Below are 10984 nucleotides of genomic sequence, written 5' to 3' on the forward strand. Positions count from 1 at the left end.
CGCCTTCGGCGCCACCTCCCCCTTGCGGGGGAGGATTGCAGGGGCGAATACCGGGCGGCGTGACCTTGAATACTGGAGCGAAGACGAATGAATGCAACCCTGTTCCGCGGCGTGCTGGTGGGTGCGCTCGCCGGCCTGTTGTTCGGGTTCGACACCGCGGTAATCGCCGGTACGACCGAAGGCATCCGCACCGCGTTCGGCCTCGATGCGGCGGGGGTTGGCATCACCGTCTCCAGCGCACTCTGGGGCACGCTCGCGGGCGCACTGCTCGCGGGGGTACCGGGTGATCGCTACGGTGCGCGGACCTCGCTCAAGGCGATCGCGCTGATCTATCTCGTGTCTGGCATCGGCTGTTTTGCGGCGTGGAACTGGGGTGCGCTGCTCGCCTTCCGCGTGCTTGCCGGGTTCGCGGTCGGCGCATCGTCCGTGCTGGCCCCGGTCTATATCGCCGAGATCGCGCCCGCCGAGAAGCGCGGCATGATGGTCGGTGCGTTCCAGCTCAACATCGTGCTCGGCATCCTGGTTGCCTATCTCAGCAACGCGATCGTCACCGGCATGGATCTGGGCGCGCTCGACTGGCATGTGAAGTTCGGCGTGACCGCGCTGCCCGCGCTGCTGCTGCTGGTGATGATGTTCACGATCCCCGACAGCCCGCGCTGGCTCGCTGCCCGCGGTCGTGAAGCCGAAGCCGAAGTCGTACTCCGTTCGCTGGGGGTCGCCGATCCCGTCGCCGACATCGCCAGCTATCGCCAGTCGAACGTCGCCGCCGCCGCGCGGAAGCCCCGCCTCAGCTGGGCGCGGCACCGTCGCCCGATCCTGCTCGCGTTCGGGATCGCCTCGTTCAACCAGCTCTCCGGCATCAACGCGATCCTGTATTACCTCAACGACATCTTCGCCGCCGCCGGCTTCGACAGCGTCTCGGCGGACCGCCAGGCGATCGTGATCGGTGCGTGCAACCTGTTCTTCACCGCGCTCGCACTGACCGTGATCGACAGGATCGGCCGCAAGACATTGCTCCTGATCGGTGCGGCGGGGCTGACCGTCATGCTGTCGGGCGTCGCCTATGTCTTCCTCAGCGGACAGCATCAGGACATGCTGTTGTGGCTGCTGATCGGCTTTATCGCCTTCTTCGCCTTCTCGCAGGGCGCGGTGATCTGGGTGTATATCAGCGAGATCTTCCCGACCGACGTGCGCTCGCGCGGGCAAAGTCTGGGCTCGTCGACGCACTGGTTCATGGACGCGATCATCGCGATGGCGTTCCCGCTGGTGGCCGCCTACTCGCGCGGCGCGCCGTTCATCCTGTTCGCGGCGATGATGGCGCTGCAGTTCGCGGTGGTCCTCGCGTTCTTCCCCGAGACCAAGCGCCGCTCGCTCGAAGCGATCGAAACCGCGCTGTGAGGCGCGTGCGGGCGCTGATCGCCGGCCTGCTGGCACTGACGGCGGCGCCCGTATTCGGCCGCGACGAGGCGCTCGCACCCGGCATGCGCAACCCGCTGTTGCCGGGCTATTTCGCCGATCCGTCGATCGTCCGCGATGGCGGCGAATGGCTCGTCTTCGCGACGATCGATCCGTGGGGTGCGGACACGCTCGGCCTGTGGCGCTCGCGCAACTTCCGCGACTGGACCTTCGAGACGCCGAACTGGCCGACCAAGGCGGCCGCCACCAGCTCTACGTCGAGCAAGAGCAAGGTCTGGGCGCCTTCCGTCGTGAAAGGTCGCGACGGCAAGTTCTGGATGTACGTGTCGGTCGGCAGCGAAATTTGGGTCGGCAGCGCGGACCACCCCGCCGGGCCGTGGCGCGATGCCAATGGCGGCAAGCCGCTGATCCCGCGCAACTTCCGCCCCGGCCTGCACATGATCGACGCCGAGGCGTTCGTCGACGACGACGGCCAGGCCTATCTCTACTGGGGCTCTGGCCTGAACTGGGTCAACGGGCATTGCTTCGTCGTGAAGCTCAAGCCCGACATGGTGACGTTCGACGGCGAACCCCGCGACGTCACGCCGCCGCATTATTTCGAAGCGCCGTTCATGCTGAAGCGCGGCGGGCGGTATTTCCTGACATACTCCTTCGGCAACACGACCAAGGACACGTACCAGTTGCGCTATGCGGTCGGCGCGTCGCCGATGGGGCCGTTCCGCGAGGTGTCCGACACGCCGCTGCTGGCGACCGATGCGACGCGGCAGATCATCAGCCCCGGCCATCACGCGATCTTCCGTGCAGGTGGTAAGGATTTCGTGCTGTATCACCGGCAGGCGCTCCCGTTCACGCCCGCCGGCGACATGGTGCTGCGCCAGGTCGCGGTCGACCGCCTTACCGTCTCGGGCGACAAGCTCTCGATCGTCCCCACGCATCGCGGCGCGGATGTTCCCGGCACCGCCGCCCGGCGATCTGGCGCAAGGCCCGGCCGGTTGACCGCGTCGGGCTCCGCTGACCCTGTCCATTCCGCAGCCGCGGCCGGCGACGACAACTACGCCACCAGCTGGCGCTCGAACCCCGGCGCAGCGTGGTTGCAGGCTGATCTCGGCGCGGTGAAGGCCATCGGCGCGACCACGCTCCGCCCGGCTTACCCAACCGCGACGGTCAGGTTCAGCATCGAGGCCTCGCTCGATGGCAAGGTCTGGCGACAGATCGCAGCGGAACGCGTCGCCAGCGGCTCACCGATCGCGCTGGCTGCCATCCCGAAGGCCCGCTTCGTCCGGCTCGTCTTTCCGCAGGGCGCCGACATCCTCGAATGGAACTGGCCGACACGATGACCTGCCGCCCCCTCCTTGCCGCGCTGTTGCTGACCGCCGCGCCGGTCGCTGCACAGCGCGCACCGGTCGCCGTGCCGATCCAGCCGCAGGTCTCCGCCGACCGGCCCGACTGGGAAAACCCGGCGGTCTTCGCGATCGGCAAGAAGCGTGCGCGCGCGACCGGCTTCCCGTTCGAAACGCGAGAGACCGCACTCGACGGCGCGATGGAGCGCTCGACGCGGTTCGTGACGCTCGACGGCCAGTGGAAGTTCGCGTTCTCGCCCGATGCCGACAAGGCGCCGAAGGATTTTGCAAATCCCGCCTACGACGTGTCGCAGTGGAAGGAGATCAAGGTCCCTGCCGACTGGCAGGCCGAGGGCTATGACCAGGCGCGGTTCAACAACGTCACCTACCCCTTCCCCGCCAACCGACCGCTGATCCCGCACGCGACCAACCCGGTCGGCTCGTACCGCCGCGACGTCGAGGTGCCGCGCGACTGGACGCACAGCGACGTCATCCTCCACATCGGCGCTGCGGGCTCGGCCTATTATGTCTGGGTCAACGGTCACAAGGTTGGGTATTCGGAGGACAGCAAGCTGCCGTCCGAGTTCGACGTCACCCGCTGGATCAAGCCCGGCCGCAACAGCATTGCGATCCAGGTCTATCGCTGGTCGGACGGGAGCTATCTGGAAGACCAGGATTTCTGGCGCGTGTCGGGGATCGAGCGTTCGGTCTACCTGATGGCCGCCCCCAAAGCCCGGATCGCCGACACGTTCGTCAAGGCGGGTCTCAGCGACGACTATACCGACGGCACGCTCGACGTGGCGCTCGACCTGACCAGAGCGGCGCGTGGCCACACCGTCCGCGCGACCGTGATCGACGGCGACCGCACGCTGTTGACGCAGACCGCGCGCGCCACCGGCGCAAGGCTGTCGTTCATCGGCACGCTGCCCGGCATCCGCAGCTGGACCGCGGAAACGCCGAACCTCTACACGTTGCTCGTCGAGCTGCTCGACCGGCAGGGTCGCACCGTGCAGGCGACCGCGCGGCGCATCGGCTTCCGCACCGTCGCGATCCGGAACGGCCTCGTCACGGTCAACGGCAAGCCGATCACGATCCGCGGCGTCAACCGCCACGAGCATGATCCCGAGACGTTCCACGTCATCTCGCTCGCCTCGATGCGGCGCGATATCGAGCTGATGAAATTCAACAACGTCAACGCGTTGCGCACATCGCATTACCCGAACGACGAACGGCTTTACGACCTCGCCGACGAATACGGCCTGTACGTGATGGACGAGGCCAATATCGAGAGCCACGCCTACATGTCCGCGGCGAACCGCGGTGGACGCACGCCGGAGAGCATCCAGATCGGCTACGACCCCGCCTGGGAGGCTGCGCATGTCAGCCGCGTCACCAACATGGTCGAGCGCGACAAGAACCATCCGTCGATCATCTTCTGGTCGCTCGGCAACGAGGCGGGCACCGGCCCTAGCTTCGAGAAAGCCGCGGCGGACGCGCGCGCGATCGATCCGACCCGGTTGATCTCGTATCTCGGCTACAGCCAGATCAACGACTTCAAGCCGAACGCGTACGCAGACATCTACGCGCCGATGTACGACAGCCCGGCCAGGATGCTCGACTATGCGCAGCATCCCGAGTTCAAGCAGCCGATGATCCAGTCCGAATACGCCCATATGCAGGGCAATTCCGGCGGCAATTTCAAGGAATATTGGGACGCGATCTATGCGCGGCCCGACCGGTTGCAGGGCGGCTTCATCTGGGACTGGGTCGACCAGTCGATGTATCGCTACACCAAGGATGGCCGGCGATACTGGGGCGATGGCGGCGAATACGGCCCCAACCCCGGCGGCGAGATCGAGTTCGGCGACGGGCTGCTCAACCCCGATCGCACGCCGCATCCGCAGCTGTTCGAGGTGCAGAAGGTCTATGCGCCGGTCATCTTCGCTGCCGTCGACGCGGTCGCCGGGCGGTTCACCGTCACCAACCGCCACGACTTCCGCGATCTGTCAGGCTTCGACTTCGACTGGACGGTGAACGAGAACGGCGTCCCCGTCGCGCACGGCGCGGTGCCGGCGCTGCACACCGCCGCCCATGCGACCGAGCCGTTCACGCTTTCCCTGCCGAAACTGCCCGCCAAGCCGGGTGCCGAATATCTCGTCACGATCAGCGCCCGCGCCAAGGCTGGCACGATCCCGCTGGTGCCGGCCGGTCACGTCGTCGGCTGGGACCAGTTCGCGCTGGGTACGCCGGTCCCTGCGCCGGTCACGATACCGCGCGGTCGCACCACCTTGCAGGAAACCGGCGGCATGATCGCGTTGACGGCCGGCGACGCCAGCCTGACGATCGACCGCACGACCGGACTGATCGCGAGCTACCGCGTCGGCGGAGACGAACTGTTGAGCGGTGGCGCGCCCAATTTCGCACGGGCGCTGACCGACAACGATATCGGCACGCGGGGCGAGGCGGCGAATGCGCCGTGGCTCGCGATGTCGGCCACGCGCACGGTCGAGTTGGTCAAGGCCGAGCGCATCGGTTCGGGCGCAGCGGCGGTCACCGTCCGCTATGTCATGGGTAACGCGGCTGTCCGCTTCACCAGCCGCTACACGATGCGCGGCGACGGCAGCGTCGACATTGCCGGTGAATTCACACCGCTGAAGGCGGACCTGTCGGACCCGCTCCGCATCGGCCTCCAGTTCGCCGCACCCAGCCGGTTCAAGACCGTCGAATGGTACGGCCGCGGCCCGCACGAGAACTACGCCGATCGCAAGACCAGCGCGGCGATCGGCCTGTGGCGCGGCGCCATCGCCGACCAGAACCACAATTTCATGCGTCCGCAGGAAACGGGTACCAAGAGCGACGTCCGCTCGATGACACTCGACGGCGACGGCGAGACCGCTCTGAGGCTGGCCGGCGACCATCCGCTGTCGATGAATGCGCTCGCGTTCCCCTATGAGGATCTGTCCCGACGCGCGCCCGGTACGCGCAAGAGCACGGATATCGTGCCGCATGGCCATGTTTCGGTGCTGGTAGACGCGCTGCAATCGGGATTGGGCGGCGACACGACCTGGAATGCACAAGGCCGTCCATTGCCCAAATACCGTGTCCCGATAGCGCCCGTTCGATTCAATCTACGACTGACCCCCGTACCGAAAGTTCGGTGACTGACCCCCGTACCGAAAGTTCGGTCCTAATCGGTGCAATCCCTGCGCCTTTGATCGAGCGCGAGATCCCGTATTGTCCGCTTACCGGTACATGCGGGTCCGGCCTCTCGTACATGGTGGTTGCCGACCGCCTTTTCGATCAGTCAGCCGGATCTGCCCGCCTGTTCGGCGCGCTCTCGCGCCGCGACATCGAACGGCTTATACTTGGCGGCAATCTACTCCCGCCAGTATAGACCGCGCGCCGGCGGATGACCGCGTTGCTGACGTTCGGCGTCCTTCCGCCGTGTCCTGATACTGGCCCTCATTCACGCCCGCAGAGGTACGATTGCGCTCTTGCCCCGCGACCCCTTCCCGTCGAGAATAGAAGTTGGTGAGACGTCCATCGAAAGGATTTGATCCATGCGCAAGTTGACCGGTGCGGCGTTCGTATCGCTCGATGGCGTGATGCAAGCGCCCGGGGGGCCAACCGAAGATCCAACCGGAGACTTCGACCAGGGCGGCTGGGTGTTCGGCATAGGCGACGATGTCATCGATCCGGTTTTGGGCGCGCTCTTCACCCCGCCTTACGCGCTACTCCTAGGGCGGCGGACCTACGATATCTTCGCAGCCTATTGGCCGTTCGTCGACGGCGAGATGGCGGGCATGGGTGCAGCGCTGACGGCGGCAGAAAAATATGTCGTGACCGGTGGCGATCAGCCGCTCGGTTGGGCGAACAGCCACCGGATCGACGGCATTGCCGCCATCAGAGCGCTGAAAGAGAGCGACGGTCCCGACTTGCTGATCCAGGGTTCATCGACGCTCTACCCGCCGTTGCTCGCTGCCGGACTGATCGACGAACTGGTGCTGATGACCTTTCCCGTCATGCTCGGGACCGGCAAGCGCTTGTTCGGCGACGGCACGCCGTCAGGTGCGCTGCGACTGATCGACCATCAAGTTGGCACGAAAGGCGTGATCGTCACCCGCTGGTTACCGACCGGGCCGGTTCCGCGGATCAACCATCCTCACCCCAGCACCAGCGCGGCGGAGACCGAACGGCAGCGGCGGATGAACGAAGGGACCTGGTAAGCCCGAATCCGTGCTCCCAGACCCCAGACGCGCTCAACCAGAAGCGGATGCTCGGTGCTGGGTTACAACCGCGCGAACACGGTCGTTCGGGTGGATATGCTATACCGCCGATGTGGCGCCCGAGACTGATGGTCTCTCCTGCCATATCTGTGAGCGGAAGGATGCAGAAGGACTGATCACTGTGGGAAGCGACTGAAGATAGAGGACATTCTGCGCCCTGCCGCATGGCTTGAAAAGATGTTGTTTTGAGAACTTCCGAATTCAGGTGTTAGCGGAGGCGACGCTTCACGCGTCGCAGCTTTTGGCAGAAGTCGAACACATATAAGGAAATCTTTATATGTGTTCGCGGCAATCTTGCGGATCGGCATCATCACAGGTACGCAGCACAGGTCAGGCTGGGATCACCAGTCTGACATTGATCACGCTGGTGTCCCGAAAGGGACTTAAAAGGGAACACGGTATGGGAGACGCTCTCCCGAAGCCGAGGCTGTCCCTGCAACTGTAAGCGGCGAGCGAGATGTACATCGCGCCCTCTCAGGAGGGCGCAGCCACTGGACCAACGCCCTATCGGCCGGAATCCGGGAAGGCCGTATATCGAGCGACGACCCGTGAGCCAGGAGACCTGCCAGCGTCTGGTCGCTCTTGCTTTGGTCCAGGGGATGGTCGGGGCACGGTTCTTCCGTCTGAGCGACGAACGAGCGACGGGGGTCGCATCGGTTCGTGTCGCGGGCGCTTGCGTCCGCCTGCCGACGCGCGCCGACCGTTCGTAGCGGACGCCCCCGTCCGAAGTTGCTTGGCGCACGGGGGACGGACATGAAAGAATCGAAATCACGCACTGGATGGCTCGGATGCGCGGCGCTGGCCGCGATGTGCATCACGACGCCTGGATGGGCTCAGGCAAACGAGGCCGAGGGCGCATCGACACAGTCACCGATCGACATCGTCGTGTTCGGTCGCGGCGAAGCGAAGATCGGCGTCGCACACGCAGCAAGCGAGGGCACGGTTGCCGGGGCGGACCTTCTCGTTCGACCGCTGCTGCGCGTCGCCGAACTGCTGGAAGCGATCCCCGGCATGGTCGCCGCGCAGCATTCGGGCAGCGGCAAGGCCAACCAGTATTTTCTGCGCGGCTTCAATCTCGATCACGGGTCGGACTTCACGACCTATATCGACGGCGTGCAGATGAATTTGCGGACGCATGGCCACGGTCAGGGCTATCTCGACCTCAACGGGCTGATTCCCGAGATCGTCGCGCGTGAGGATTTCCGCAAAGGGCCCTACCGCGCCGATGGCGGTGACTTCGCACTGGCAGGCGCGGCTTACATGACGACGACCGACGGTCTCGCTCGACCCTTTCTATCGGTAGAGGGCGGCTCCTACGGCTATGGCCGGATCGCCGCCGGTGGCACGATCGACGGTGTCGGCGCCGGTAAACTCACACTTGTCGCGCAGACGAAGATCTATGACGGGCCATGGCAAGAACCCGAGCACCTGCGACACGTGTCAGGCTTCGCAAAATATATCGCTCCAGCCGGCGCAGGCCAGATCGAGGCCTCGTTCAACGCCTATCGCGCGACCTGGCGCCCGACCGAACAGATACCCGAGCGGATCATTGGCACCACGCTCTGCGAGGACGTGTTCTGCTCGCCCGATCCGACTGCACGCGGCGAGACCACCCGGCTCGTAGGCAACATCGCGGTCCGCCAACCCGATTGGCATGCCAATTTCTATGGCCAGTTCTACGACTGGTCGATGTATTCGAATCCAACCTACACCGAACCGGATGGGACCAGCGCGCAGATCCGTCAGTTCGACAAACGCTGGATCGTCGGGGCGCGCGGCGAAAAGCGTTGGACGCTTGCACCCACCCTCGCCGTCTCGCTCGGCACTGAGGAACGCTATGACCATATCGGCAGCGTCGGTGTTTATCGCACCAGCGCGCGATCGTTCCTCTCGTCAATCGGCCGCTACCATGTCGAGGAAGCGTCGGCAGCACTGTATGGCGAAGCGACCTGGACACCGGTTGCGGGGCTTCGCCTAATCGGTGGAGTCCGCGGCGACTATTATCATTATGTCGTCCGGGCGCGGGATCCGGCGGCGGTCGTAGCGGGCGAGGGCAGCGGCGACGACACGATCCTGTCGCCGAAGGCATCGATTGCCTATTCACCGACTGCCTGGCTGGAACTCTACGGCAATTGGGGTCGCGGCTTTCACTCCAACGACGTGCGCGGCGCGGTCAACGTCGAAACACCGGTGCCGGTGCTGGTCCGCGGCAGCGGCCGTGAAGTCGGCGCACGGTGGCAGTTGTCGGGTGTCACGCTGACTGCGACCTATTGGTGGCTCGACGTGGACAGCGAACTGCGGTTCATCGGCGATTCCAACGCGGTCGAACCGACCGGCGCGAGCAGGCGTCGCGGCTATGAACTGGTAGCGTTCTGGCGTCCCAGGCCGTGGCTCGCGATCGATGGCAACTACACGGCGAGCCGGTCGCGCTACGATACCGGCGACCGCATTCCCAACGCCTTCGAGAACGCCGCATCCGCCGGGATCGCGTTGGTGCTCGATCCGTGGGAGGCCAGCGTGCGTGTCCGTCATCTCGGGCCCTACCCGCTGCTCGATGACAACAGCGTCCGGGACTCTGGAAGTACCGTCGTCAACGTCCGGGCCGCCCGCAAGATTGGACGGTTCGACGTTTATGGCGAGGTACTCAACATCCTGGACAGCCATGACAAGGACATTGCCTATTTCTACGAATCCTACATTCCCTCGGTCGATATTTCGGGACCGACCGAGGGCCGGCTGAGCCGCGTAGTAGAGCCGCGCACCTTGCGCCTAGGTGCCCGAGTGAACTTCTAGAAGATGCAAGATGATCGCCAGCTTAGGGGGAGCTGGCGATCGCCTTCACTATGAGATCCACGAGCAACTACGGGTCACTTCGCCGACTTGATGGCGGCCTACAATTTCGCCCATCGGCTCAAAACGCTCAGTGGCCTTACGCCTTACGAATACATCGCCAAAAGCTGGACGTCAGAGCCAGACAGTTTCATCGGTTGGACGGCACGCTTAGCGGTCGAAGTGCTGTCTGAGCGGTTAATGGGTGGATTTATGGCCGATCCGCGCTCGTTCTTCGAGGTGGCAGGGCTCCGTCAGTTTATTACTCGGTGCTCTTGTTGGTTTCCCTGCGAGGAATCAGCTACGCGGCTAGTACCGACGTACATGGCGACTATTTCTACCCAAGCTTCGGGCTGCTGATCAACAATATCAACGCCGCCGCCCTGCAGTTCCGCGAACGCGAAGTCGGGGCGGATCTTGTGCGCGCGATGTGCCATCGGATAAATCATATCGCCCGTGTTGGTGAGGATCATTGCGGGCTGCGTTATCTTCGCCAAACTCTCCTCATGACGATACTGGAAGGCAGCATGATGACCCCACCAGAATGCACCTCGCCCTGAAAACGCTTGAACGACGTAATCACTCAAGCGCTCGGGAGAGACCGTGCCCGCTGCAAAACCGTCACGGATTGCAAACAGTTCGGTCAGATGCGTGCCACCGGGACGCGGACCAAAGCCTAGCTCCCATTGATGGCCCGATGCCAGATAGTCGGCTCGCTCCTCTTCGGTGAGCGGCAACGGGCCGTTGAGGATGAGTTTATCCACACGGTTGGCAAATTGAATGGCAACCTCGGTTGCGACCAGGGCACCCGTGTGGTGACCGACGATCGACGCGCGATCGATCCCCAGGGCGTCAAGCACGGGCGTGATGCCCTGCGCATAATCTTCGACCTTCGGTATGAACGGTGTCGGATCCGACAACCCGAAGCCCGGCATGTCGATGCCGATCACCCATAGGCCACGCCGCGCAAGCGGTTCGTACACCAGGTCGAACTGGCCCGACGTCATCGGCACCTGATGCAGCAGAACAACCGCCGCGCCTTCGCCGAGGTGTTGAAAATGGATCTGCCCGAACGGACCGTCAACATAACCACGCCTCGGCATATCAGTTTTC

At 64.4% G+C, this 10984-nt stretch carries 6 protein-coding genes, 1 pseudogene and 1 riboswitch; of the genes and pseudogenes, 6 read left to right on the top strand and 1 reads right to left on the bottom strand.

The window, feature by feature from the left end; genetic code table 11:
- Positions 1-87 precede the first annotated feature (87 nt).
- The 6 genes and pseudogenes from SJY41_RS06610 to SJY41_RS06635 form a co-directional block, all read left to right on the top strand.
- A complete protein-coding gene (locus tag SJY41_RS06610; RefSeq protein WP_380780161.1) occupies positions 88-1398 on the top strand; it encodes a sugar porter family MFS transporter in 1311 nt (436 codons plus the stop codon).
- Entirely contained in the window at positions 1395-2753 is a 1359-nt protein-coding gene (locus tag SJY41_RS06615) for a family 43 glycosylhydrolase (protein WP_380780163.1), read from the top strand. The genes SJY41_RS06610 and SJY41_RS06615 overlap by 4 nt, the downstream gene beginning before the upstream one ends.
- The gene (locus SJY41_RS06620; RefSeq protein WP_380780165.1) at positions 2750-5917 is read left to right on the top strand and encodes a glycoside hydrolase family 2 TIM barrel-domain containing protein; all 3168 of its coding nucleotides are present in this window, start codon (positions 2750-2752) and stop codon (positions 5915-5917) included. Before SJY41_RS06615 ends, SJY41_RS06620 begins: the two co-directional genes overlap by 4 nt.
- Positions 5918-6316: 399 nt before the next feature.
- Positions 6317-6982: a dihydrofolate reductase family protein gene (locus SJY41_RS06625; protein ID WP_380780167.1), complete on the top strand. Its 666-nt coding sequence runs from the start codon at positions 6317-6319 to the stop codon at positions 6980-6982.
- Positions 6983-7390: 408 nt separating this feature from the next.
- Positions 7391-7627: riboswitch (cobalamin riboswitch) on the top strand.
- 168 nt (positions 7628-7795) lie between these two features.
- A complete protein-coding gene (locus tag SJY41_RS06630) occupies positions 7796-9835 on the top strand; it encodes a TonB-dependent receptor (protein WP_380780168.1) in 2040 nt (679 codons plus the stop codon).
- A gap of 40 nt (positions 9836-9875) precedes the next feature.
- Positions 9876-10027, top strand: a pseudogene (locus SJY41_RS06635) (IS481 family transposase); the annotation flags it as partial.
- Between the two features lie 98 nt (positions 10028-10125).
- Here the strand turns inward: SJY41_RS06635 and SJY41_RS06640 are convergent.
- Positions 10126-10974, bottom strand: a complete 849-nt coding sequence (locus SJY41_RS06640; protein ID WP_380780170.1) for an alpha/beta fold hydrolase — start codon at positions 10972-10974, stop codon at positions 10126-10128.
- Between the last annotated feature and the right edge of the window lie 10 nt (positions 10975-10984).

The sequence above is a fragment of the Sphingomonas sp. R86520 genome, from assembly GCF_042466285.1.
Taxonomy (GTDB): domain Bacteria; phylum Pseudomonadota; class Alphaproteobacteria; order Sphingomonadales; family Sphingomonadaceae; genus Sphingomonas.